The organism is Streptomyces sp. NPDC104581 (genome assembly GCF_055583685.1).
In genome coordinates this window covers 67,486-92,228 of the sequence record NZ_JBVJNN010000001.1, presented here as the reverse complement: position 1 = coordinate 92,228, position 24,743 = coordinate 67,486, and the positions used below count along the sequence as shown (strand labels likewise).

General features: G+C 73.0%; 21 protein-coding genes. 18 read left to right on the top strand and 3 right to left on the bottom strand.

The features are described 5' to 3' along the window. Nucleotides 1–15: 15 nt before the first annotated feature. Complete coding sequence (locus tag ACZ61E_RS00395; protein ID WP_469696259.1) at nt 16–987, bottom strand: acetylxylan esterase; 972 nt, start codon at nt 985–987, stop codon at nt 16–18. Between the two features lie 207 nt (nt 988–1,194). Between ACZ61E_RS00395 and ACZ61E_RS00390 the strand changes: the two genes are divergently transcribed. The 6 genes from ACZ61E_RS00390 (at nt 1,195) to ACZ61E_RS00365 (ending at nt 9,352) form a co-directional block, all read left to right on the top strand. Continuing rightward, nucleotides 1,195–2,295: a LacI family DNA-binding transcriptional regulator gene (locus ACZ61E_RS00390; protein WP_469696257.1), complete on the top strand. Its 1,101-nt coding sequence runs from the start codon at nt 1,195–1,197 to the stop codon at nt 2,293–2,295. Nucleotides 2,296–2,409: 114 nt separating this feature from the next. Then, complete coding sequence (locus ACZ61E_RS00385; RefSeq protein WP_469696255.1) at nt 2,410–4,023, top strand: FAD-dependent oxidoreductase; 1,614 nt, start codon at nt 2,410–2,412, stop codon at nt 4,021–4,023. A gap of 136 nt (nt 4,024–4,159) precedes the next feature. After that, entirely contained in the window at nt 4,160–6,289 is a 2,130-nt protein-coding gene (locus tag ACZ61E_RS00380; protein WP_469696253.1) for a hydantoinase/oxoprolinase family protein, read from the top strand. Further along, nucleotides 6,286–6,939, top strand: coding sequence for a hypothetical protein (locus ACZ61E_RS00375; protein ID WP_469696251.1), 654 nt, complete (start codon nt 6,286–6,288; stop codon nt 6,937–6,939). The genes ACZ61E_RS00380 and ACZ61E_RS00375 overlap by 4 nt, the downstream gene beginning before the upstream one ends. A 4-nt stretch (nt 6,940–6,943) precedes the next feature. Continuing rightward, the gene (locus tag ACZ61E_RS00370; RefSeq protein ID WP_469696249.1) at nt 6,944–8,224 is read left to right on the top strand and encodes a TRAP transporter large permease; all 1,281 of its coding nucleotides are present in this window, start codon (nt 6,944–6,946) and stop codon (nt 8,222–8,224) included. Nucleotides 8,225–8,251: 27 nt separating this feature from the next. Further along, complete coding sequence (locus ACZ61E_RS00365; protein ID WP_469696247.1) at nt 8,252–9,352, top strand: hypothetical protein; 1,101 nt, start codon at nt 8,252–8,254, stop codon at nt 9,350–9,352. A gap of 72 nt (nt 9,353–9,424) precedes the next feature. On the opposite strand, the gene ACZ61E_RS00360 is transcribed toward ACZ61E_RS00365, so the two are convergent. Next, nucleotides 9,425–10,588 carry an ATP-binding cassette domain-containing protein gene (locus ACZ61E_RS00360; RefSeq protein ID WP_469696245.1) on the bottom strand — a complete coding sequence of 388 codons (1,164 nt, stop codon included), beginning with the start codon at nt 10,586–10,588 and terminating at the stop codon, nt 9,425–9,427. Between the two features lie 147 nt (nt 10,589–10,735). Here ACZ61E_RS00360 and ACZ61E_RS00355 point away from each other — a divergent pair, with 147 nt between their 5' ends. Together ACZ61E_RS00355 and ACZ61E_RS00350 are read left to right on the top strand one after the other, a co-directional pair. Continuing rightward, nucleotides 10,736–12,034, top strand: coding sequence for an alpha/beta fold hydrolase (locus tag ACZ61E_RS00355; RefSeq protein WP_469696244.1), 1,299 nt, complete (start codon nt 10,736–10,738; stop codon nt 12,032–12,034). 108 nt (nt 12,035–12,142) lie between these two features. Next, a complete protein-coding gene (locus ACZ61E_RS00350) occupies nt 12,143–12,970 on the top strand; it encodes a M55 family metallopeptidase (protein ID WP_469696243.1) in 828 nt (275 codons plus the stop codon). Here ACZ61E_RS00350 and ACZ61E_RS00345 read toward each other — a convergent pair. Then, nucleotides 12,957–13,742, bottom strand: a complete 786-nt coding sequence (locus ACZ61E_RS00345; RefSeq protein ID WP_469696242.1) for a VOC family protein — start codon at nt 13,740–13,742, stop codon at nt 12,957–12,959. The two genes, ACZ61E_RS00350 and ACZ61E_RS00345, sit on opposite strands and share 14 nt — an antisense overlap. Nucleotides 13,743–13,940: 198 nt before the next feature. Between ACZ61E_RS00345 and ACZ61E_RS00340 the strand changes: the two genes are divergently transcribed. The 10 genes from ACZ61E_RS00340 (at nt 13,941) to ACZ61E_RS00295 (ending at nt 24,688) form a co-directional block, all read left to right on the top strand. Next, nucleotides 13,941–14,681 carry a PIG-L deacetylase family protein gene (locus tag ACZ61E_RS00340; protein WP_469696241.1) on the top strand — a complete coding sequence of 247 codons (741 nt, stop codon included), beginning with the start codon at nt 13,941–13,943 and terminating at the stop codon, nt 14,679–14,681. 98 nt (nt 14,682–14,779) lie between these two features. Beyond that, nucleotides 14,780–15,919, top strand: a complete 1,140-nt coding sequence (locus tag ACZ61E_RS00335; RefSeq protein WP_469696240.1) for a PP2C family protein-serine/threonine phosphatase — start codon at nt 14,780–14,782, stop codon at nt 15,917–15,919. A 45-nt stretch (nt 15,920–15,964) separates the two neighbouring features. Further along, nucleotides 15,965–16,951: an NADPH:quinone oxidoreductase family protein gene (locus ACZ61E_RS00330; protein WP_469696239.1), complete on the top strand. Its 987-nt coding sequence runs from the start codon at nt 15,965–15,967 to the stop codon at nt 16,949–16,951. Continuing rightward, complete coding sequence (locus ACZ61E_RS00325; protein WP_469696238.1) at nt 16,948–18,192, top strand: acyl-CoA dehydrogenase family protein; 1,245 nt, start codon at nt 16,948–16,950, stop codon at nt 18,190–18,192. Before ACZ61E_RS00330 ends, ACZ61E_RS00325 begins: the two co-directional genes overlap by 4 nt. Then, entirely contained in the window at nt 18,189–19,400 is a 1,212-nt protein-coding gene (locus ACZ61E_RS00320; RefSeq protein ID WP_469696237.1) for an acyl-CoA dehydrogenase family protein, read from the top strand. Before ACZ61E_RS00325 ends, ACZ61E_RS00320 begins: the two co-directional genes overlap by 4 nt. 110 nt (nt 19,401–19,510) lie before the next feature. Further along, nucleotides 19,511–21,109 (top strand): ABC transporter substrate-binding protein, encoded by a 1,599-nt coding sequence (locus ACZ61E_RS00315; protein ID WP_469696235.1) that lies wholly within the window; start codon nt 19,511–19,513, stop codon nt 21,107–21,109. A 23-nt stretch (nt 21,110–21,132) separates the two neighbouring features. Further along, nucleotides 21,133–22,098 (top strand): ABC transporter permease, encoded by a 966-nt coding sequence (locus ACZ61E_RS00310; RefSeq protein WP_469696234.1) that lies wholly within the window; start codon nt 21,133–21,135, stop codon nt 22,096–22,098. Further along, nucleotides 22,091–23,008, top strand: a complete 918-nt coding sequence (locus ACZ61E_RS00305; RefSeq protein ID WP_469696232.1) for an ABC transporter permease — start codon at nt 22,091–22,093, stop codon at nt 23,006–23,008. The genes ACZ61E_RS00310 and ACZ61E_RS00305 overlap by 8 nt, the downstream gene beginning before the upstream one ends. After that, complete coding sequence (locus ACZ61E_RS00300) at nt 23,005–24,033, top strand: ABC transporter ATP-binding protein (protein WP_469696230.1); 1,029 nt, start codon at nt 23,005–23,007, stop codon at nt 24,031–24,033. The genes ACZ61E_RS00305 and ACZ61E_RS00300 overlap by 4 nt, the downstream gene beginning before the upstream one ends. Next, a complete protein-coding gene (locus ACZ61E_RS00295; RefSeq protein ID WP_469696229.1) occupies nt 24,026–24,688 on the top strand; it encodes an ABC transporter ATP-binding protein in 663 nt (220 codons plus the stop codon). The genes ACZ61E_RS00300 and ACZ61E_RS00295 overlap by 8 nt, the downstream gene beginning before the upstream one ends. The last annotated feature ends 55 nt before the right edge of the window (nt 24,689–24,743 follow it).

The window sequence follows — 24,743 nt, the reverse complement described above, 5'->3', positions numbered from 1 at the left end:
CGGAACGCCGACCTGTCACCCCGTCAGACGAGGCGGCAGCCAGGCAAGTTGGAGCTCCTCCTGGTACGCCTGGCCCCCCTCGTGGCCGTTGAACTCGTACACCTCGATCGTCCGGTCCGCGTGCGGATAGACGTTGAAGGCCCCGAACACCGTCGACGGTGGACAGGTCTGGTCCTCCAGCGCCGCCGAGAACAGCGCCGGCGCCCGGCCGCGCGCCGCGAAATGCACTCCGTCGAAGTAGCTGAGCGTCCGCCGGACCTGCTCGCCCCGGCGCCGGTAGGTGTTGAGGTACCTGCCCACCTCGCGGTACGGGTCGCGGTCGGTGAGCGTCGTCGCCCGCGGGAAGTCGCAGAGGAACGGCACGTCGGGTGAGATCGCCACCAGATCCGGTATCAGCCCGGCCACCGCCAGCGTGATCCCGCCGCCCTGGCTGCGGCCGATCGCGGCCGTCCGGGAGGCGTCGGCGAGCGGATGCGAGCGGGCGGCCTCCACCGCGCGGACCGCGTCCGTGAAGACACGGCGGTAGTAGTACTCGTAGGGATCCTCGATGCCCCGGGTCAGGAAACCGGGGAACGCCGACGCGCTGCCGACCGGGTCGGGGGTGTCACCGCCGCCCCACCCCGCGCCCTGCCCCCGGGTGTCCATCACGAAGTACGCGAACCCGGCGGAGGCCCAGAGCAGCCGGGCGAACGGCATACCGCGCCCGCCGCCGTAACCGACGAACTCGACCACCAGGGGCAGCGGTTCGCTCGTCCCGGCCGGCACCACGAACCAGCCCCTCACCGGGTGGCCGCCGAAGCCGGCGAAGGTCACGTCGTACACCTCCACGGTCGACAGTCCCGTCGCGACAGGTGTGAAACGGGCGTCCAGATCGTGGCCGCGGGCCTCGCCGAGGGTCGTCGCCCAGAAGGCGTCGAAGTCGGCCGGTTCCACGGACCGGCTGCGGTAGTTCCGCAGCTCGTCGAGGGGCAGATCGAACAGGGCCATGCGCGGGATCACCTCTGGTTTCGCGGGCGGACGACCACACCGTACGGCCCGTCCCACCGTCGCAGAAGAGCCGGTGGGGGACCGGAGGGGAGGCGCGGACGTGGGCGAAAGAAGTCCGGCTCGATCTATTGACCGGTGCCGTCCGAAGGGTCCACAGTACTCGCTAATGCGCATTAGTAATACGCATTAACGATCCGGAGGAACACGGTGGAGGAACCCAGGAAGCGGGCCCGGCCGGGCCGGACCCCCGCGCCCGCGGGCCGGACGTCACGGCCCCGCCAGGCCGAGGTCGCCAGGCTCGCCGGGGTCTCGCAGGCCACGGTCTCGCTGGTGCTCGGGGCCCGGAAGCAGGGCGCCACGATCTCCGAGGAGACCCGGCGCAAGGTGCTCGACGCGGTGCGGATCCTCGGATACGTCCCCGACCCGGCGGCCAGCCGGCTGGCCGCCGCGCGCAACAACCTGCTCGGGGTCTTCAGCTTCACGTCCACCTTCCCGACCGACGTGCAGCACTCGTACTACCCGTTCCTCGTCGGCGTCGAGCAGGAGGCGGCGGCCCGCGGCTACGACCTGGTGCTCTTCACCGGCTCCAGCACGGGCGGCGCGGGCGCCGCCGGACCGCACGCCCTGGGCCGTGTGCGGCTCGCCGACGGCTGCCTCTTCCTCGGCCGCCACGCGCCCGCCGACGACCTGCTGCGGCTGGTCGCCGACGGCTTCCCCGTCGTCCACCTCGGCCGCAGGGACGAGCTGGAAGGGCTGGCCTGGGTCGGCGCCGACTACATCAGCGCCAGCCGGGAGGTCGTCGCGCACCTCGCGGAACTCGGCCACCGGCGGATCGTGCTCGTACGCGAGGACGACGACGCCCCCGCGTCCACCGACCGTGAGCACGGCTTCCTCAAAGGGCTGGAGGAGGCGGGGCTGCCCGGCGGCCCGGACGCCGTCTTCCGTTCCGCCGACCCGGAGCACGACCTCACCGCCGCCCGGCTGCGCGGCTGGCTCGACGACGGCGTGACCGCGTTCGTCGCCGAGGAGACCGACACCGGCGACGCCTGGCGGGCGCTGTACGGCGCCGCGCACTTCGTCGGCATCGACTGTCCGCGCGACGCCTCGCTCGCGCTGCTCGGCAGCCCGCCGCCGGACCTGTCGGACGGGCCGACACCCACCGGATTCGACATCCCCCGACCGCAGTTGGGCGCCGCCGCCGTGCGGATGCTCGCCGCGCTGGTCGCGGGGGAGCAGGCCATGGAACCGCTCGTCGCCTGCGCCTTCAGACCCGGCACGACGGCCGGACCGCCACCCGCCCACCCCTGACCCGGTCCGCACCCGCGAACGGGCCGGTCCGGAGCCCGCCCCGGCGATCGTCCGGGGCCCGCCCCGGCGAACGAAACACCGCACCAGGTACCACCCAGCCATTCAAGGAGACCCGTGACATCCGCACCCGACATCCTCATCGTGGGCTCCGGGCTCGGCGGCGTGGCCGCCGCCCTCGCCGCCTGCCGTGCCGGACGCACCGTCGTCCTCACCGAGGAGACGGACTGGATCGGCGGCCAGCTCACCTCCCAGGCCGTCCCGCCGGACGAGCACCCGTGGGTGGAGCAGTTCGGCACCACCGCCTCCTACCGCACCCTGCGCGACTCCATCAGGGACCACTACCGGCAGTGGTATCCGCTGCGCTCCGAGGCGCTGGCCCTCACCGACCTCAACCCGGGCGCGGGCCGCGTCAGCAAGCTCTGCCACGAACCGCGCGTCGCGCTCGCGGTGCTGGACGCGATGCTCGCGCCGCACCGCTCGTCGGGCCGGCTCACGCTCCTGACCGAGCACCGTCCCGTCGCCGCCGAGGCGGGCGACGACGACACCGTACGCTCCGTCACGCTCACCGATCTGCGCGACGGCGGGTGCCGTACGATCACCGCCCGTTACGTCATCGACGCGACGGAGACCGGTGAACTCCTCGAACTCGCCGGTGTGGAGCACGTGATCGGCGCCGAGGCGCGCAGCGAGTTCGACGAGCCGCACGCCCCCGACGAGGCCCAGCCCCTCAACCAGCAGGGCATCACCGTGTGTTTCGCGCTCTCCCACCACGAGGGCGAGGACCACACCATCGAGCGACCGGCCGACTACGACTTCTGGCGGAGCTACCAGCCGGACTTCTGGCCCGGACCGCTCCTCGGTTTCCTCGCGCCGGACCCCCGCACCCTGGAGGCCGTACCGCGCACCTTCGTCCCCAATCCGGACCTCGACCCGCTCGACGTCACCGCCGACCAGTCCGCCGACGCGGGCGACAAGGAACTGTTCGGCTTCCGCCGGATCCTCGCCCGCAAGCTGCACCGGCCCGGCGCGTTCGACTCCGACATCACGCTCGTCAACTGGCCCCTGAACGACTACTGGCTCAAGCCCCTGATCGGGGCCGGCGAGGAGACGTCGGCGGCCGCCCTCGCCGAGGCCCGCCAGCTGTCGCTGTCGGTCCTCTACTGGCTCCAGACCGAGGCGCCCCGCCCCGACGGGGGCAAGGGATTCCCCGGGCTGCGACCGCGCCCCGACGTCACCGGCACACCCGACGGGCTGGCCAAGGCGCCGTACGTCCGCGAGTCCCGCCGTATCAAGGCGGTCACCACCGTCACCGAGCACGACGTCGCGATCGACATCGTCGGACCCTACGGCGGCACCCGCTACCGGGACTCCGTCGGCGTCGGCAACTACCGCATCGACCTGCACCCCTCGACCGGCGGCGACAACTACATCGACATCGGATCGGTGCCCTTCGAGATTCCCCTCGGCGCCCTCGTACCGCGCCGCGTCCGCAATCTGCTGCCCGCCGGAAAGAACATCGGCACCACCCACATCACCAACGGCTGCTACCGGCTCCACCCGGTGGAATGGAACATCGGCGAGGTCGCGGGCGCACTGGCCGCGCACTGCGTCGCCGAGGGCGTCGAACCCCACCAGGTCCAGGCCGAGGACAAGCGGTTCGACCGGTTCGCCCGGCTGCTCGACCGTGAAGGAGTTCAGCGCCACTGGCCGGACGTACGCGGCTACTGACGGAAGCGGCTGCCGGCGAAGCGGCCGCCCAGCGCACCACAACGGCGGCGGACAGCCGGGCAGGAGCAGCTCCACCTGCCCCGCCCGGCCTCACCGCCCGCGCCATGCCCACCCTGCACAAGGAGGTGCCCAAGCCATGAACACCCACCGCATCCGCGTCGGCATCGACGTGGGCGGAACCTTCACCGACGCCGTGGCCGTAGACGCCACGACCCTGCGACTTCTGGGGCAGGTGAAGGTCCCCACCAGCCACCATCACGAGGACGGCGTCGCCCACGGCATCGTCGAGGCTCTCGACCGCCTGCTGGAACAGACCGGACACGCCCCGCAGGACGTGGCCTTCCTGGCCCACGGCACCACCCAGGCTACCAACGCCCTGCTGGAGGGCGACGTCGCCACCGTCGGTCTGATCGGCATCGGCACCGGTCCGAGCGCCGCGTTCACCCGCAGGCTCGCCGCCTTCCGCAAGCTCGAACTCACCCCCGGCAAACGGCTTCCGCTCGCCTACGCGCACGTGCCCGACCCGGACGACGCGCCCGCCGTACGCGCCGCCCTCGACGCGGTCGTCCAGGAGGGCGCCCAAGTCGTCGTCACCAGCCAGCCGTTCAGCGTCGACCGCCCCGAGGGCGAGGACACCGTCGCCGCCGCTGCCGCGCAGCGGGGGCTGCCCACCACCGCCGCGCACGAGATCACCTCCCTGTACGGGCTCCACAAACGCACCCGCACCGCGGTCGTGAACGCCGCGATCCTGCCGCGCATGCTCGCCACTGCCGACCTCGTCGACGCCTCCGTCGTCAAGGCGGGCGTGAGCGCGCCGCTGATGGTGATGCGCTGCGACGGGGGAGTGATGTCCCTCGACGAGATGCGGCGCAGGCCGCTGCTCACCGTGCTGTCCGGCCCGGCGGCGGGTGTCGCCGGGGCGCTCATGCAGGAGCGCATCAGCGAGGGCCTGTTCCTGGAGACCGGCGGCACGTCCACCGACATCAGCGTCGTACGGCGCGGCAAGGTCGCCGTCCGGCACGCCACCATCCTCGGCAGGACGTCGTACCTGTCCGCGCTCGACGTACGGACCGTCGGCGTCGGCGGCGGCTCCATGGTCCGGATCGGCGGCGGCAAGGTCACCGGCGCCGGACCGCGCAGCGCGCACATCGCCGGGCTCCCGTACGCCTGCTACGCGACGCTCGACGACCTGCGCGACGCGAAGGTCACCACCGTCCGGCCCATGGACGACGACCCCGCCGACTACGCGGTCCTCGACGCCGCCGGCGGACGCTTCGCGATCACCATGACCTGCGCCGCCAACGCGCTCGGCCGGGTCCCCGAAGGCGACTTCGCGCACTGCGACCCGGCCGTGGCGAAGGCCGCGATCGAACCCCTGGCGGCCACGCTCGGCACCGACGTCGCCACGGCGGCGGCCCGCGTCCTGGACGCCGGCACCGACCAGGTGAAGTCCGTGGTCGACGCGATGATCCGCGACTACCGCCTCGACAAGGACACCGCCGTGCTCGTCGGCGGCGGCGGAGGCGCGGCCTCCGTCACCCCGCACCTGGCGGCCGTCTCCGGCCAGGAGGGCAGGATCGCCCGCCACAACGAGGTCATCAGCCCCATCGGTGTCGCCCTCGCCCTCATCCGTGAGCAGGTCGAACGCATCATCCCGGGCGCCGGACAGGAACAGATCCTCGCCGTACGGGCCGAGGCCGAGGCCGCCGTGGTCGCCCAGGGCGCCGCCGCCGACGGTGTCGAGGTGGAGGTCACCGTCGACCCGCAGACCAGCACCGTACGGGCCGTCGCCACCGGCGCCACCGAACTGCGCACGCAGGACCGCGCCCACCGGGCCGACGACGCCGACCGGCTCCGGGCCGCCGCCGACAGCCTCAGGACCGACCCGGCGTCGGTGCGCGTCCTCGCGGGCACCCCCGCGCACACCGTGTACGGCACCGACGTGCGCCGGCGGTTCCGCGCGGACCGGCACCCCGTACGGGTCGTGGACGCCGACGGGGTCGTACGGCTCCACGCGCCGGACGCCCGGGTCGAGACCACGACCGTCGGCCGCGCCCCCGAGGTCCTCGCCGGGCTGGTGAAGGAGGCCACGTCGTACGGCGACGGCGGCGTCCGCGCCCCCGCCCTGCGGCTCCTGCTCGGCTCCCGGATCGCCGACCTCTCCGGTGTGCTCGACCCGGGGCCCCTGCTGGCGCTCGCCCGCAGCGAACTGCGCGCACGCGCCGCCGACGAACCGGTCGTCGCCGTGCTGGAGGTGCGGTCATGACCGCCTCCCCGCTCGGCCGCGTGAGTCCGGGGACGCTGGAGGAACTCGGCGCGCTCGTGGCGACCGACGACACGGAGTTCGGCGTCCGGCTGCTCGCGAACACCCCCACCCACGAGGGCCGCGACCCCGAGCGGCTGCGCCGATGGGCGCGTACCGCCGACGAGTTCGGCGCCGCGCTCGCGCTCGGACCCGAGCCCCCCGCCGCCACGGCCCGAGTGGTGGAGAGCGGCGACGGCCTGGCGAAGGGCCTCCTGGCCCGCTACACCTCCCGGCCGGTGCCGACCGTCGAACTGTTCACCGACACCCTGGCCCTGGCCGAGGAGCTGACCGACCGGCTCGGCTGGCGCCACTGGTATCCCGCCGGTTCGCTGCGGGCGGCGGCGATCGCCCACGAGGCCGTGCACGAACGGCTCCACCACGGCCCGGCCAAGACGGCGCTGAAACGGTCCCTCGGCCATGTCGTGCTGCGCGCGGGACGCCACCGCCTCCACGGCCATGTCGCGGGCGCCGACGAGATAGCCGCCCACGCCTACGCCCGCACCGTCTGCGGCCTCGGCCGCAGCCCGCTCATGCTGACGGCCGCCCTCGCCGCCGTGGCCGAACCGCAGCACGGGGCCCCGCACAGGCCCCCGCACGGAAGAAAGAAGTAACGCCATGGGCGTCGTCATCCTTCTCGTCATGGCGGCCGGTGTCGCCGCGATGCTCACCCGCAGACTCCCCACCGCCTTCGCCCTCGTCATCCTGGCCGTCGCCATCGCCTTCCTCGCCGGTGCCCCGCTGACCGGCGAGAACAGCGTCCTGGACACGGTCGTCCAGGAGGGCGCCCCGGCCCTCGCCGCCACGATGATCGCCATCCTGCTGGGCTCCTGGCTCGGCAAACTCCTCGACGAGACCGGCATCGCGGGCACCCTCGTCCGCAAGATCGTCGAATTCGGCGGAGACCGCCCGGTCGTGGTCGCCCTCGGAGTCCTCGGCGTCTCCACCCTCGTCGGCACGGTCACGGGCTCGGCACCCGCCGCGATGCTCGCCGGAATCATCGGCATCCCCGCCATGATCGCCGTCGGCATCCCCAAGGTCACCGCCGCCGGCACCATCCTGATGGGCATCGCCGCGGGCATGCCCTTCGAACTGCCCATCTGGCAGTTCTTCTCGACCGCGCTGGAACTGCCCGTCGAGACGGTGCGCGGCTTCATGCTGAAGCTGTTCCCGTTCGCCCTGGCGGCGGCCGTCGTCTTCGTCCTCGTGGAGACGCGGCGACGGGGCGTCGAACACGCGTGGTCGCTCAAGTCCGCCTCCGCCAAGCCCGTTCCACGCCGCAAGCAGCTCGGCGACGCACCGTGGTACGCGCTGCTCACCCCGCTCGTGCCGCTGGTCCTCGCCCTCGGCTTCGAGATCCCGATCCTGCCGTCGATGCTGGCCGGTGTCCTGTACGCGCTGTTCACCACCACCCGGCCGGGCGAGATGAACAAGCGGCTGCTGCGCACCCTGTACGGCGGCTTCGAGATCGCGGCGGCGCCGATCGTGCTGTTCATCGCCATCGGCATCCTGCTCGCCGCGGTGAAGCTGCCCGGCGCGGTGGAGGCCCTGGAGCCGCTGATCAAGGCGGTCAGCCCGCAGAACCCGGTGCTGTTCGTCGCGGTCTTCACCCTCCTCGTACCGCTCTGCCTCTACCGGGGACCGCTGAACGTCTTCGGCCTCGGCGCCGGAATCGCCGGTGTCCTCATCGCCGCCGGCATCTACCCGGCCGTCGCGGTACTGGGGCTGGCCACCTCGTACAACCAGGTCTTCGGTGTGTCCGACCCGACCAGCACCCAGACCGTATGGAGCGCCCAGTACGCGGGGGTCACACCGCAGCAGGTGATGCTGCGGACCCTGCCGTACGTCTGGGCCGTCGCCCTCGGCGGATTCTGCGTCACCGCCGCGACCTATCTGTGATCTCTCACTCCCGGGACGGAGAACGACATGACACAGCACGACACGAACGGGCAGCACGACGACGGGCGGCGGCGCGCCGCCGACGAGCCGCGCGATCCGGGCCGGCGGATGTTCCTGCGCGCGGCGGCGGCGACCGCCGCGGTGGCGTCCGGAGCGGTGGCCACCGGCGCGGCGGCGGGCAGCGCCGCCGCGGCCACCGCCGGAGCACCCGCCGCCCCGGCGGTGGCGGCGGCGCCCGGCGGATTCCCGAACTACCGTTATCTGAAGACGCTTCTGACGCCGTCTCAGCTCAAGTACAACCCGACCGGCGAGATCATCTTCCCGTGCGTCCGGGGCGTCTACGACAAACTGGCCAATCCGCTGGGCCGTTACTACCTCTACTACGGTCCGCACGACGCGCCCGGCGGGATCTGCCTGGCCTACGGCGACTCACTGGAGGGGCCGTTCACCGAGTACCCCGCCAACCCGATCGTCTCCAACAACTGGCAGCCGCACTACAAGGTCAGCCACGTCGCCTCGCCGCACGTCATCTGGCGGGCGGACCTCAAGGAGCTGTGGCTCTACTTCCACGGCGAGAACGGCACGACCCGCCTCGCCCGTTCCAAGGACGGGATCACCTTCACGTACGACAAGGTGGTCCTCACCACCGCCATGATGCCCGCGGGCAGCACCGAGACCTCGTACGCCCGCGTGTTCGCGCACGAACTGCCCTCACGCGGCGCGCACTACGTGATGCTCTTCATGCTCAACAACCAGTCCAACCACCGTGACATCGCCTGGGGCTGGTCGGGCGACGGCCGCAACTGGACGTTCGACCGGACACCGCTGGTCCGGCACTCCGACGTCGGCGCGAACAACATCGGCGGCCCGCACCTGCTCAGCCGCGACGGCAGCACCTATGTCGTCTACAACACCGGCAAGGAGAACGGCGGCAATCTGCTGATCACCGAGGTCGGCAACGACTTCAGCCGCCGCAACCACCTCGGCATCTTCTACGACTCGGCCACCACACCGCCCGACAACGGGCGCAGCGCCTCACCCTCCTTCGGCACCGACCGGGGTGTGCCGTACATGGTCTACGAGGCGGGTGAACGGCTCCAGGGCTCGATCGCCGTGGCCCGCGGCTGAGCCACCGCCGCCGGGCGGGAGCACCTCCCAGGCGCCCCGCCCGGCGGCCCGGCCCGACCGGCAGGACACGATTCAGGCGTCCGACACCGATTCGAACTCGACCTCGCCGCGCGCGACCCCGTGCGCGTCCGCGCCGACCGACCGGCGCAGCGCCTCGTGCAGCTTCGCCGGCGTCAGCACACCCGCGAACCGCGGACCGTCCACCACCGCCACCCACCCCGCGTCGTGCTGGAGCATCTCGCCGAACGCCCGCTTCAGCGGCGCCCCGACCGGCACCCACGCCTCCATACGGCGCGCCGCCTCGCCCACCGTGCCACTCCCGCCCGCCGCCTCCAGCGCCTCCGCCGACACCCAGCCGTGCGGTTCGCCCCCGCCGTTCAGCACCACCGCCCAGCGCGCGCCGCCCTCGCGCAGCCGCCGCGCGGCGCCCGCGGCCGGCTCGTCGAGCCGTGCCACCGGCGGCTGTTCCAGGTCGGCCGGCTCGATCGTGGTGACCGACAGCCGCTTCAGCCCCCGGTCGGCGCCGACGAACTCCGCGACGTACGGGGTGGCCGGCCCGCCGAGCACGGCGGCCGGGGTGTCGTACTGCTCGACCCGCCCCTCCCCGTACACCGCGATACGGTCGCCCATCCGCACCGCCTCCTCGATGTCGTGCGTCACCATCAGCACCGTCTTGCGGACGGTCGCCTGGAGCCTCAGGAACTCGTTCTGGAGGCGCTCGCGCACCACCGGGTCCACCGCGCCGAACGGCTCGTCCATCAGCAGCACCGGCGGATCGGCGGCCAGCGCGCGTGCCACGCCCACCCGCTGGCGCTGCCCGCCCGACAACTGGGCCGGGTAGCGCGGCCCGTACAGCTTCGGATCGAGCCCCACCAGGTCCAGCAGCTCGGCCGCCCGCCCGCGCGCCACCGACCGCTTCCAGCCCATCAGTGCGGGCACGGTCGCGGTGTTGTCGAGAACCGTGCGGTGCGGGAAGAGCCCCACCTGCTGGATGACGTAGCCGATACGGCGGCGCAGTCGCACCGGATCCACGGTGGAGATGTCCTCCCCGGCCAGGAAGACACGCCCCGAGGTCGGCTCGATCAGCCGGTTCACCATCATCATCGTGGTCGTCTTGCCGCAGCCGGACGGGCCGACCAGGGTCACCAGCTCGCCTTCGCCGACCTCGAAGGACAGGTCGTCGACGGCTGCCGTACCGTCCGGGTAGACCTTGCTCACCTGCTCGAACCGGATCATGGGCTCACGCTAGAAGCGGGCGGGGGCGCCCGCACACGGTCCGCGGCCGAACGGTCGCGGACCACCACGGACCCGTGACCGACCACCGCCCCGGCCCCGGCCCCGGATCCGGACCTGACCGACCACCGCACCGAACCTGGAGCACCCTTGACCAGCTACCGCCAGCCCGGCGTCACCCTCACCGACCACCGCTTCTCGGTCCCGCTCGACCACGCGAACCCGGCGGGGGAGCGGATAGAGCTGTACGGGCGCGAGGCCGTGGCCACCGCGAAGGCCGGCGACGACCTGCCGTGGCTGCTCTATCTGGAGGGCGGACCCGGCTTCGGAGCCCGCCGCTTCATCGGCCGGCAGGCATGGCTCGGGCGCGCCCTGGAGGAATTCCGGGTGCTCTTCCTCGACCAGCGCGGCACCGGCCTCTCCACGCCCGCCAACCGCCAGACACTCCCGGCGCGCGGCGACGCCCGGCAACAGGCCGGCTACCTCGCCCACTTCAGGTCCGACAACATCGTGCGGGACTGCGAGGCCGTCCGGCGCGAGGTCACCGGCGGCGCCCCGTGGACCCTCCTGGGCCAGAGCTTCGGCGGCTTCTGCGCCGTCCGCTATCTCTCCGTCGCGCCCGAGGGCCTGCGCACCGTGCTGATCACCGGCGGGCTGCCCGCCCTCGACGGCGGTCCCGACGACGTCTACCGCGCCGCCTACCCGCGCATCGAACGCAAGGTCGCCGCCCACTACGCCCGCTACCCGCAGGACGTCGAACAGGCCAGGCGGATCGCCGGACACATCACCGAGCACCACCCCGTCCTGCCGAACGGCTACACCCTCACACCCGAGGCGTTCCAGTCCCTCGGCATCCTCCTCGGCGTCGGCGACGGCACCCACCAGCTGCACCACCTGCTGGAGAACGCCTTCGTCCCCACCCCCGGCGGCCCCGAACTCTCCGACACCTTCCAGGAGAACGTCGCCGCCCAGCTCTCGTTCGCCGGGCACCCGCTGTACGCACTCGTCCACGAGGCCATCTACGCCCACGGCGACCGGCCCACCGCCTGGTCGGCCGAGCGGGTGCGCGCGGAGTTCCCCCGCTTCGACGCGGCGCGGACCCTGGCCGGCGACACCCCGCTGGTCTTCACCGGCGAGACCATCCATCCCTGGCACTTCACCGCCGACCCCGCGCTGCGACCGCTGCGCGAGACGGCGGAGCTGCTCGCCGCCCGCGAGGACTGGCCGGCGCTGTACGACCCGGACCGGCTGGCCGCCAACGAGGTCCCGGTCGCCGCCGCCGTCTACCACGACGACATGTACGTCGACACGGCCCACTCGCTGGAGACGGCACGCGCCGTCCGGGGACTGCGCACCTGGGTCACCGACGAGTACGAGCACGACGGCGTCCGGGCCTCGGGCCCCCGGGTGCTCGACCGACTGCTGGCACTGGCGCGCGACGAGATCTGACGGCGGGGACGGCGGGAACGGCGGGACGCCTCCGACGCGGGACGCCCCCGGCCGGGCGTCCCGCGCGCACTGTCGGTCCGCCCGCACAGCGCATAAGCTCCCGGCTTCATGAGGGTTCTGATCTCCGTCGACATGGAGGGCGTCTCGGGAATCGTGCATTCCGCCGAGACGAATCCGGATCGCCACGACTACGAGCGGGGCCGCGCTCTGATGACGGCCGAGGTGAACGCCGTGATCGCGGGCGTCCTGGACGCCGACCCGGCGGCCGAGATCCTGGTCGCCGACGCGCACGGGCCGTTCCGTAACCTGCTGCCCGAGGAGCTGGACCGGCGGGTCGGGCTGGTCCGCGGGAAACCCCGTCCCATGGGCATGCTCGGCGGGCTCGACGAGCACACCGACGCGGTGATGTTCGTCGGCTACCACGCCCGGGCCGGCGGCGGCCCGGCCGTGCTGGCCCACACCATGAGCGACGCCGTACTGGACGTACGGGTGGGCGGGCGTTCCCTCGGCGAGATCGGTCTGAACGCCGCCATGGCCGGGCACGCGGGTGCGCCGGTCCTGCTGCTCAGCGGCGACGACGCGGCCTGCGCCGAACTCGCCGAACTGGTGCCCCCGGCGGTCACCGTCGCGGTCAAACAGGCCCTCGGTCAGTCCGCCGCCGTGGCGCTGCATCCGCAGGAGGCCCGGGAGCGGCTGCGGCAGGCGGCCGCGGTCGCCGTCGAACAGCGGGCGCGGGTCGAGCCGTTCGTCCTCGACGGGCCGCTCGCCGTCGAGATCGACCTCCACGGCGCCCACACGGTCGACCTGGCGACACTCGTGCCGGGTGTCTCACGCGCCGCGGGCGGCCGGACGGTCGGCTTCACCGCCGCCGACTTCGCCGACGCCTACCGGCTCGTCCTGCTGCTCGTGCAGCTCGCCCGCGTCACGCCCCCGTAGGCCCTGTCCGGCGGGGCCGCCTCAGCGAGAACTCGTTGCCGTCGGGGTCGAGCATCGACACCCGGTCGCCGTCGTCCCCGCCGGTGTCGGTGCGTGTCGCGCCGAGCGAGACCAGGCGGTCGACTTCCGCCTCCAGACCGGCGCCCGAGCCCGCGTCGGTTCCACTGCCCGGGTCGGCGTCGGCGTCGGCGGGGAGCGTCAGCTCGAAGTGCAGCCTGTTCGTGCCCGTCTTCGGCGCCACCGGCGGACCGCCCCATGTGATCTTCGTCCCGCCGTCCGGCGACTGGATCGCGGTCTCCTCGTCCTGGTCCCACACCAGCGGCCACCGCAGCGCCTCGCTCCAGAAGTAACCGACCTCCCGCGTACCGTCGCAGGCCAGCGCACCGATGAAACCGGTGCCGGCGAGGAACTCGTTGCCCGGCTCGATGACGCAGAACTCGTTGCCGTCCGGGTCGGCGAGCACCACATGCCCCTCCTCCGGGAGCTGGCCCACGTCGATGTGGTTCCCGCCCAGTTCCAGGGCCCTGGCCACCGTCCGGCGCTGATCCTCCGGCGATGTGCTCGTCAGGTCGAAGTGCGCCCTGTTCTCCCCGGTCCTCGGCTCCTGACTCGGCAGGAAGCGGATCCGGAACCCCGCGGAGCCGGGCGGCAGGAGCGCGATGCCGTCGTCCGGACCCGCAGCCGGCTCCCAGCCCAGGACACCGGACCAGAACCGCGCGAGGTCCGGCGGCCGGGTCGCGTTGAAACAGATCGCGAACAGTTGACTGGTCATACCCCGTGTCTCTCCGATCCGCCGACGGCCGGCACGCCCCGCCCGCGGGCGCAGCCTAGGGGCAGCCGTACGGCACCGCATCCGGGTTTCCGGCCCCGGAGGAGCCCCCGGACGCCCCGAGACGACGCGCCTGCCGAACGGCACGGTGCGTCAGCCGGCGTCACCCGTCGGGCGTCTGACAGGACCTAACCTGCGGGCATGACTGATTCGACCGGACAGCTCGCGCCCATGCCCGCCGACTGGCGACGCGCCCTCGCGGTGGTCGCCCACCCCGACGACCTGGAGTACGGCTGCTCGGCCGCCGTCGCCGTCTGGACCGATGAGGGCCGCGAGGTCACGTATCTCCTCGCGACCCGGGGCGAGGCGGGGATCGACACGATCGACCCCGCCGCCGCGGGCCCGCTGCGCGAGCGGGAGCAGCGGGCGAGCGCGGCCGTCGTCGGTGTGTCCGAGGTGGTCTTCCTGGACCACAGGGACGGTGTGATCGAGGAAGGGCTCGCGCTGCGCCGCGACATCGCCGCGGCCATCCGCCGCCACCGGCCCGAACTCGTCATCACCCTCAACCACCGCGACACCTGGGGCGCCGCCGCCTGGAACACCCCGGACCACCGTGCCGTCGGGCGCGCGACCCTCGACGCGGCCGGGGACGCGGGCAACCGGTGGATCTTCCCCGAACTCGCGGAGCAGGGGCTCCAGCCGTGGGACGGGGTGCGCTGGGTGGCCGTCGCGGGATCCGCCACCCCGACGCACGCCGTCGACGCGACGGCCGGGCTGGAGCGCTCCGTACAGTCGCTGCTCGAACACCGCAGCTATATCGAGGTGCTGACGGACGAGGACCCCGAGGCGTACTGCCGTACGTTCCTCATGGCCAACGCGCGGGAGGTGGCCGCGCGCTTCGGCGGTCGGCCCGCGGTGGCCTTCGAGGTCTTCGGCCGCTGACCCGGCACCCCGCACGCGGCCGTCCCGACGGTTTTTGGTGGTTTCGCAGCACGGCGAGCGCATCGCTCCCGTGATGTGGTTACCGGATGGAGAGACGGGTGCGGCGCGGAACGACCGGTGACATGGACGAGCGGCACTCCCGCCTCCAGCAGTATCCCTGGCTGCCCCCGGTGCTGCTCGTCGGTTCCGTCGGCCTCGAACTGGTGACGCCCAAGATCGTCAGCGGCGCCGCGCTCATCGCCGTCGCCGCCATGGCGGCGGCCATCAGCGGCACGTTCCGCTACACCCTGCTGATCGTGGCCATCGGTATCGGGCTCACCAGCGTCTCCGCGATCCAGAGTCACCACGGCTACGCGTCGGCGACCGTGCAGCTGCTGGAGATCGTGATCGCCTCGGCGCTCGCGCTGGCCGTCCGGCGCATGCTCGACAGCCAGAGCGCGCGCTTCTCCCGGGTGAGATCCACCGCAGAGCAGTTGCAGCGCGCCGTACTGCCGCCGCTGCCCAGGATCGTCGGCCCGCTGACCGTCGCCTGCCGCTACGAGGCGGCGGACGCCGCAGCCAGGATCGGTGGTGATCTCTACGCCGTGGAGGAGACGCCCTTCGGGCTGCGGCTGCTCATCGCCGATGTACGGGGCAAGGGGCTCGGCGCGGTGTCCGCCGTCTCCATCATCGTCGGCGCGTTCCGTGAGCGCGCCGAGTCCGAGCCCGACCTGGTGGGACTCGCCGAACGGCTCGACCGCGCCATCGTCCGTTCCGTCGAGCAGTACGCCGACCCGTTCGCCGTCGACGCCGCCGAGGCATTCGCCACCGCGCTGCTCGTCGAGATCGACCGGCCCGGCACCACGATGCGGCTGCTGAGCTGCGGCCACCCCGCCCCCTATCTCGTACGGAACGGTGAGGTGAGCCGGCTGGACACCGGTCAGCCGACGCCTCCGCTGGGTATGCGCGACCTCGCGCCCGGCATCGGCGGCACCCGCTCGTACGACTTCCCCGCCGGCGCCACCCTGCTCTGTGTCACGGACGGGGTGACGGAGGCGCGGAACGCGGAGGGGACCTTCTACGACCCCCGCACCGATCTGAAGCCGGTCCCGGACGCGGACCCGGAGCGGCTGATCGGGGCCCTGTTCTCGTCGGTGGGCCGGTGGGCCAAGGGCGGGCGCGACGACGACGTGGCGGTGCTCGCGGTCGCGCGTCACGACACCGACGAGCCTGTTCCCCCAGGGCAAGCGACCGCTTAGTATGCGAGGGAGCGCGTACCGACCCCCAGCTGTGGAGGCCCCCGAATGCAGGCATGGCGAGTGCACCGGAACGGCGAGCCGGGCGAGGTGATGCGGCTGGACGAGGTGGACAGGCCGACGCCCGGCGACGGTCAGCTCCTGCTGAAGGTCCTCGCCGCGGACGTCAACTTCCCCGACGCCCTGCTCTGCCGGGGGCAGTACCAGGTCCGGCCGCCGCTGCCCTTCACACCCGGCGTCGAGGTCTGCGGCGAGACGCCGGACGGGCGGCGCGTCATCGCGACACCCGCGCTGCCCGACGGCGGACTCGCCGAGTACGTCGTCGCGGACGAGGCCGCCGTGCTCCCCGCGCCGGACGCGCTCGACGACGCGGAGGCGGCGGCCCTGCACATCGGCTACCAGACGGGCTGGTTCGGACTGCACCGCAGGGCCCGCCTCCAGGCGGGCGAGACGCTGCTCGTGCACGCCGCCGCCGGAGGCGTCGGCAGCGCGGCCGTCCAGCTGGGCAAGGCCGCGGGCGCCACCGTCATCGGCGTGGCCGGCGGGCGCAACAAGGTGCGGGTGGCGCGGGAGTTGGGCTGCGACCATGTCATCGACCGGCGCACCGACGACATCGTCATCGCCGTCAAGGACCTCACCGGCGGGCGCGGCGCCGATGTCGTCTACGACCCGGTAGGCGGCGACGCGTACACCAAGTCCGCCAAGTGCGTCGCCTTCGAGGGGCGCATCCTCGTCATCGGCTTCGCGAGCGGCACCATCCCGGCTCCCGCACTCAACCACGCGCTGGTGAAGAACTACTCGATCGTCGGGCTGCACTGGGGCCTGTACAACCAGAAGGATCCCGCCGCGATCCTCCGCTGCCACCGGGAACTGACGGAACTGGCCGCCAAGGGCGTCGTCAAGCCCCTGATCAGCGAGCGGGTGCCGATGGCCGAGGGCGCCTCGGCCGTCCAGCGCGTGGCCGACGGCACCACCACCGGGCGACTGGTCGTCCTCCCCGGCCTGGCCGCCGCACCCGGGGCGGGCGCCCGGTGACCGCGCCCGACGCGGCCGGACTGCGCCGCCGCACCGAGGAGTTGCTCGCCGCGCACCCGCCGACCGGCACGGCACCGGGCGACTTCCTGAAGGCCCGCTTCGACGCCGGGCTCGCCTGGGTGCACTTCCCGGCCGGACTCGGCGGACTCGGCGCCCCGCGCTCGCTCCAGTCGGTCGTCGACGCCGAACTGGCCGCCGCGGGCGCCCCCGACAACGACCCGCGCCGTATCGGCATCGGCCTGGGCATGGCCGCGCCGACGATCCTCGCGTACGGCACCGACGAGCAGAAGCGCCGCTTCCTGCGGCCCCTGTGGGTCGGCGAGGAGGTCTGGTGCCAGCTCTTCAGCGAACCCGGCGCCGGATCCGACCTCGCCGCGCTCGCGACCCGCGCCGTACGCGACGGCGCGGGCGGTCAGGACGGTGTGGGCGGTGGCGCGGGCGATGCCGACGGTCCGGGTGGCGGAGACTGGATCGTCAACGGGCAGAAGGTGTGGACCTCCAGCGCCCATCTCGCCCGCTGGGCCATCCTCATAGCCCGTACCGACCCCGCCCTGCCCAAGCACCGGGGCATCAGCTACTTCATCTGCGACATGACCGCCCCCGGCGTCGAGGTCCGGCCGCTGCGCCAGATAACCGGCGAGGCCGAGTTCAACGAGGTGTTCCTCACCGACGTCCGCATCCCCGACGCGCACCGGCTCGGCCCGGTCGGCGACGGCTGGAAGGTCGCGCGGACCACCCTCATGAACGAACGTGTCTCCATCGGGGGCGCCCGCCTGCCCCGTGAGGGCGGCATGATCGGCCCGGTCTCCCGGACCTGGCGCGAGCGTCCCGAACTGCGCACCCACGACCTCCACCAGCGTCTGCTCACGCTCTGGGTGGAGGCCGAAGTCGCACGGCTGACCGGTGAACGCCTGCGCCAGCAGCTCGCCGTGGGCAGGCCCGGACCCGAAGGCTCGGGCCTGAAGCTGTCGTTCGCCCGGCTCAACCAGGAGATCAGCGGACTGGAAGTCGAACTTCTCGGCGACGAGGGCCTGTTGTACGACGACTGGACGATGCGGCGCCCGGAGCTGGTCGACTTCACCGGCCGCGAGGCGGGCTACCGCTATCTGCGCTCGAAGGGCAACTCCATCGAGGGCGGTACGAGCGAGGTACTGCTCAACATCGTCGCCGAACGCGTCCTCGGGCTGCCCGCAGAGCCGCGCGACGACAAGGACGTCGCATGGAAGGACCTCGCCCGATGAGCACGGTGAACGACACGAAGACGGATACGAACGCGGACGCGGACGCGGCGACCGGGACCGGGACGGCCGGGCCCGCGCCCGACCTGCTGTACTCCGAGGCCGAGGACGACCTGCGCGCCGCCGTACGGTCCCTGCTCACCGACCGCGCCGACCTCCCCGGCGCGCTCGCCCGCGCCGAATCGGGCGCGCCCTACGACACCGCCCTCTGGACGTCGCTGGCCGCCGGGATCGGCGCGGCCGGGTTGCTCGTCCCCGAAGCCCTCGGCGGTCAGGGGGCGAGCCACCGCGAGGCGGCGGTGGTGCTGGAGGAGCTGGGCCGGGCGGTCACGCCCGCGCCCTATCTGACCAGCTCAGTCATCGCGACGCAGACGCTGCTCGCCCTGGACCCGGGGAGCGCGGGGAGCGCTGCCGTTGCGGAGCTGCTCGGCGCGCTGGCCACGGGCCGTAAGGTCGCCGTGCTCGCCGTCCCGCTCTCCACCGGTCCGGACGCCCCGCTCCCCACCGCCACCGCGAGCGGCGGCGTCAGGGCCGTCGCCGACGCCACGATCGCCGACGTCCTGCTCGTCCCGGGCGACGACGGGCTGTACGCGGTCGAGAGGTCGGCGCCCGGCGTCACCGTCCGCCCCGGTACCCCGCTGGACCTCACGCGCCCGCTGGCCACCGTCACCGTGGACCCCGCCGCCCTCGCCGCCGGGACACGGCTCGCAGACCGGGGGACCGGTCCCGGCGCAGCGGAGGCCGCCGTACGCCGTGGACTGCTCGCGGGCGCGGGACTGCTCGCCTCGGAGCAACTCGGGCTCGCGGAGTGGTGCTTGGAGGAGACGGTGCGGCACACCCGCGAACGGCACCAGTTCAACCGGCCCATCGGCTCCTTCCAGGCGCTCAAGCACCGGATGGCCCAGCTCTGGCTGGAGGTCGTGTCGGCGCGCGCCGCCGCCCGGAGCGCCGCCGACGCGCTCGCCGCCGACAGCCCGGAGGCGCCGCTCGCCGTGGCGGTGGCCCAGGCGTACTGCGGCCGGGTCGCGGTGCACGCGGCCGAGGAGTGCGTCCAGCTCCACGGCGGCATCGGCATGACCTGGGAGCACCCCGCGCATCTGTCTCTCAAGCGTGCCAAGTCCGGTGAGATCGCGCTGGGTTCGACCGGATCGCACCAAGAGAGGGTCGCGACCCTGGCCGCGCTGCCCGCGCCCGGCGCCCCGGCACCGTAGTTCCGGCCGCCGGCCGGCTCCCCCGCGCCCTGGACAAGCACCCCTTTACATACTGTTTAATTGCGAGTCGTTCGCAATAACGTGTGATCTTCAGTAGGGGTGTGGAATCCATGACCGCCCGTTCGATACGCGGCACGGCCGCGGCGGCGCTGGCCGGTTCGCTGGCCTTCGCCGCCGCGGCCTGCTCGAACCCGGACAGCGGCTCCGGCCCCGACGGCGCGGACCAGGAGTCCGCGGTCGTCGGGATCGCCTACGAGCCGGACAGCCTCAGCCCGCTGCTCGGCTTCGGCAAGGACGGCAACTCCAAGCTCTTCGACGGGCTGCTCGCGGTCGACCGCGACATGAACCTCAAGCCCGCGCTCGCCTCCGCGCTTCCCGAGGTCGGCGCGGACGGCACGACCTACACCTACCGGCTGCGCGACGACGTGAAGTTCAGCGACGGCAAGCCCTTCAGCGCCGCGGACGTCGTCTTCACCTACCGCACCATCCTCGACGCGAAGACCAACAACCCGTCCAAGACCGAGCTGGCGGCGATCGAGGACGTCACGGCCAAGGGCGAGCACACCGTCGTCTTCACCCTCAAGTACCCCTACGCGCCCTTCGCCCAGCGGACCGTGCTGCCGATAGCGCCGGAGCATCTCGCGGGCAGACAGGACGTCAACACCGGCCCGTTCACCACCAAGCCCGTCGGTACGGGGCCCTATGTCCTCACCAACTGGTCCAAGGGCGAGAAGATCAGCTTCAAGGCCAACCCGGACTACTGGGACGGCGCGCCCAAGGTGGAGAAGTTCACCATGGCGATCATCAAGGACGACGACGTCCGCGCCACCCGGCTGCGCGCCGGAGACCTCGACGGCGCGATCCTGCCGCCCAACCTCGCCAAGGGCTTCGAGAACGACAAGGGCAGGCGGACCTACTCGGCCACGTCCTACGACTACCGAACCGTCACCCTCCCCACCCACAACAAGGTCGCGGGCGACAACGCGGTACGCCGCGCGCTGGATGTCGCCGTCGACCGCGACACCATGGTCGACAAGATCCTCGACGGTGCCGGCCGGGCCGCCTACGGCCCGGTCCCCACCGGCAGCGAGTGGTTCACCAAGGGCACCGAGCGCGCACACGACCTCGCGAAGGCCGAGCGGATCCTCGACGAGGCGGGCTGGCGGACCGGCCGGGACGGCGTGCGCAGCAAGGACGGGGTGCGCGCCGGTTTCCCGCTCTGGTACCTGACCGGCGACAAACTCCGCCAGGACCACGCGCTCGCCTACGCCTCCGACGCCAGGAAGGCCGGCATCGACATCAAGACCCAGGCCGGCACCTGGGAGGTCATCGAGCCGCGGATGAAGACCGACGCGGTCCTGGCGGGCGGCGGAGCCCCCGGCGACCCGGACTTCGACCAGTTCGGCCTGCTCAACTCCGGCCTCGCGGGCGACGGCTTCAACAACATGGCCTGGTACGACAACCCGGCCGTCGACAAGGCCCTCGACGCCGGTCGCGAGAGCGGGGACAAGCAGGAGCGCAAGGCCGCGTACGACACCGTCCAGCGTGAGCTGGCGAAGGACCCCGGCTACACCTTCCTCACCCACGTCGACCACGTGTACGTCGTCGACGACACCTGGGGCACCCTGACCACCCAGGTCGAGCCGCACGACCACGGACTCGCGTCCGGCCCGTGGTGGAACGTCGAGAAGTGGGCCCGCACACCGTGAACCGACGCCTCCCGTGGGGGGCGATGGCCCGAATGACGGGGCGGCGGCTGCTCCTCGCCGCCCCCGTCCTGCTGGTCGTCACCTTCGGCGTCTTCGCCGTCGCCGCCGCCTCACCCTTCGACCCCGTCAAGGCGTACGCCGGCACCGCCGGCCTCACCGCCTCGCAGGAGACCCTCGACCAGCTGCGCGCCAACCTGGGCGTCGACCGGCCGCTCGTCGCACGCTGGTGGGAGTGGCTGACATCGGCCGTCACCGGCGATCTCGGCGACTCCGGCGTCATGCGCCGGCCGGTCGCCGACGTGATCACCGAACGCCTCGGCTGGTCAGTGCTCCTGGCCACCTCCGCCTTCGTCCTCGCGATCCTCCTCGGCACGGCGCTCGGGGTGGCCGCGGCCCGGCGCCCCGGCGGCTGGCTCGACCGCTGCGTCAGCTCCACCGCGTACACCCTGGAGGCCGCGCCCGCCTTCTGGCTCGGACTGCTCGCCATCTGGTTCTTCGCCCTGCGGCTCGGTGTCCTGCCGGCCGGCGGGCTCACCGACTCCGGGAGCGACACCGTCACCTTCGGCCAGGTCGCCTCGCACCTGGTGCTGCCCGCCGCGGTGCTCGGTGTCTCGCAGATGCCGTGGTTCTACCTCTACGTACGGCAGGGCGTCGCCGACGCGCTGGAGGAGGACCCCGTACGCGGGGCGCGCGCCCGCGGACTGGGCGAACGCACCGTACTGCTCGGCCACGCCTGGCGTTCCGGCATGCTGCCGATGCTCACCCTCATCGGCTCCCGCGTCCCCGAACTCATCACCGGCGCGCTCCTCATCGAGACGGTCTTCAGCTGGCCGGGGATCGCCGCGGCGACCGTCGAGGCGGCGACCTCCGTGGACTTCCCGCTGCTGGCCGCGCTGACCGTGCTCGCCACGGTCGCCGTGCTCATCGGCAACCTCCTCTCCGACCTGCTGTACGGACTCGCCGACCCGAGGGTGGGCTTCGATGGCTGACACCACCACGCGCACGCCGCGTCCCGGGAACGCGCCGAAGACGGCGGGCGACCCGCTGTGGCGCTCACGCGGGCGCAGCCGCCGCTCGACCCGGAACGTCCGCGCGGCCACCTCGGCCGTGATCGTCGCCGCGGTGGTGCTGGCCGTCCTGATCGTCCCGCCGGTCGTCCGGCTCGACGAACAGGCCGTCGACCTCGCGCTCAAACTCCAGCCACCGTCCCTCGCCCACCCGTTCGGCACCGACGACGTCGGCCGCGATCTGCTGCTGCGCTGTGTGTACGGGCTCCGCGTCTCCCTCCTCGTCGGGCTGGTCGCCGCCCTCGTGGCCACCGTCATCGGCACCGCCGTCGGGGCCGCGGCCGCGGCCTTCGGCGGCTGGACCGACCGCGTCGTCATGCGTCTCGTCGACACCTTCTCCTCGGTGCCGCACCTGCTCCTCGGGATCTTCATCGTCGCGATGTTCCGGCCCGGCGTCTGGCCGGTGATCGTGTCCGTCGCGCTGACCCACTGGCTCTCCACCGCCAGGATCGTCCGCTCCGAGGTCCTGTCGCTGCGCTCGCGGCCCTACGTGGACGCCGCGGTCTCCGGCGGCTCATCGCGGTGGCGGGTCACCGTGCGCCATCTGCTGCCGGGGGTCCTGCCGCAGGCGGGGCTCGCCGCCGTGCTGATGGTGCCGCACGCCATGTGGCACGAGTCGGCGCTCTCCTTCCTCGGCCTCGGACTGCCCAGCCACCAGGCGAGCCTCGGCAACCTGGTGCAGACGGCGCGCGGTTCGCTGCTCGCGGGGGACTGGTGGCCGACGCTGTTCCCCGGTCTGTTCCTGATCGTCCCGACGCTCGCCATCGCCGGCCTCGCCGGGGTGTGGCGGGAACGGATCAATCCGCGCCGCCGATCGGAGCTGATGCTGTGACCACCCCCTCGTCCCCGGCCCGGACGCCGGATCCGGCCCCCTCGGCCGGGACGTCACCCGTACTGTCCGTACGGGGCCTCGGCGTCCGCTTCCGGATGCGCGGCGGACGGCACATCGCGGCCGTCACCGACGCCACCTTCGACCTCGCCGCGGGCGAATGCCTCGTGCTCGTCGGTGAGAGCGGCTGCGGGAAGTCCGTCCTCGCGTCGGCGCTGCTCGGCCTGCTGCCCGGCAACGCGCAGACCACCGGAGCCGCCCTGCTCGCCGGTCCCGGCCCGGCGGCGCCCACCGATCTGCTCGCCGCCGACGAACGGACCCTGGCCCGTACCGTACGCGGCCGGCGGATCGGCCTCGTACCGCAGAGCCCCGCCGCACACCTCACCCCCGTACGCACCGTGCGCTCCCAACTCGTAGAAGTCTTGCGCGAGTTGACAGGCGTCCGGGGCCCCGCGCTCACCAAGGCCGCCGAGACCGCGGCCGGACGCGCGGCCTTCCCCGCCGACCATCTCGACCGCTACCCGCACGAACTCTCCGGCGGTCTCGCGCAGCGCGCCGCGACGGCCCTCGCGCTCATCGGGGACGCCCCGCTGCTGCTGGCGGACGAGCCGACGACCGGACTCGACCGCGAACTGGTCGACCGCACCGCCGACGAACTGCGACGCCACACCGACGACGGCCGCGCCCTGCTGATGATCACTCACGATCTGGCGGCTGCCGAACGGATCGCCGACCGCGTCGCCGTCATGTACGCGGGCCGGATCGTCGAACTCAGCCCCGCCGCACGCTTCTTCGGCGCCCCCGGACCGCGCCACCCCTACGCGCGCGGTCTGCTCGACGCGCTGCCCGAGCGGGAGTTCACCGCCATCCCCGGGATGCCGCCGGAGCTGGGCGACCTCCCCGACGGCTGCGCCTTCGCGGCCCGCTGCCCCCGGGCCACCGAGAGCTGCGCCGTGCTCCCCGTCCTGACACCCGGTCACGGTTCGTCCGTCGCCTGCCACCACGCCGAGGAGCGCGTCGATGCTTGAACTCCTCGGCATCACCGCCGGATACGGGCGGGGCGCCCCCGTCGTCAGGGGAGCGTCCGTCACCGTCGCCCCCGGTGAGTCGGTGGGACTCCTCGGCCCCAGCGGCTGCGGCAAGTCCACTCTCGCCCGCGTCGCCGCCCTGCTCCACCGGCCCGACGCGGGCACCGTCACCCTCGACGGCGAGCGCGTCACCGGCTGGCGCCACCGCGCGCCGAGGGCGCGACGCACCGCGATCGGTGTGGTCTTCCAGCAGCCCCGGCTGTCGGCCGACCCCCGGATGCGGCTGCGCGACCTGATCGCCGAACCACTGCGCGCGGGCGGCAGGCGCGACGAGGCCGCCGACCGGGTGCGGGAGCTGGCGGGCACCGTCGGGCTCACGGACGATCTGCTCGGCCGCCGGCCCCACGAGGTCAGCGACGGTCAGCTGCAACGTGCCTGTCTGGCCCGCGCGCTGGTGCTGCGCCCGCGCTGGCTGGTCTGCGACGAGATGACCGCGATGCTCGACGCGTCGACCACGGCCGCACTGGTCACGGTGGTCGAGGAGTACCGGCGCGCCCAGGGCGCCGGACTGCTGGCCGTCGGCCACGACCGGGTGCTGCTGGAGCGCTGGTGCGACCGTACGGTCGGCTGGCCGGAGATCACCGGGGCTGTCTGAACCACAGCCGTCGGGTCGCCGAACTCTGGTTGGCCCCCTGCCCCTTGAGGCCGTC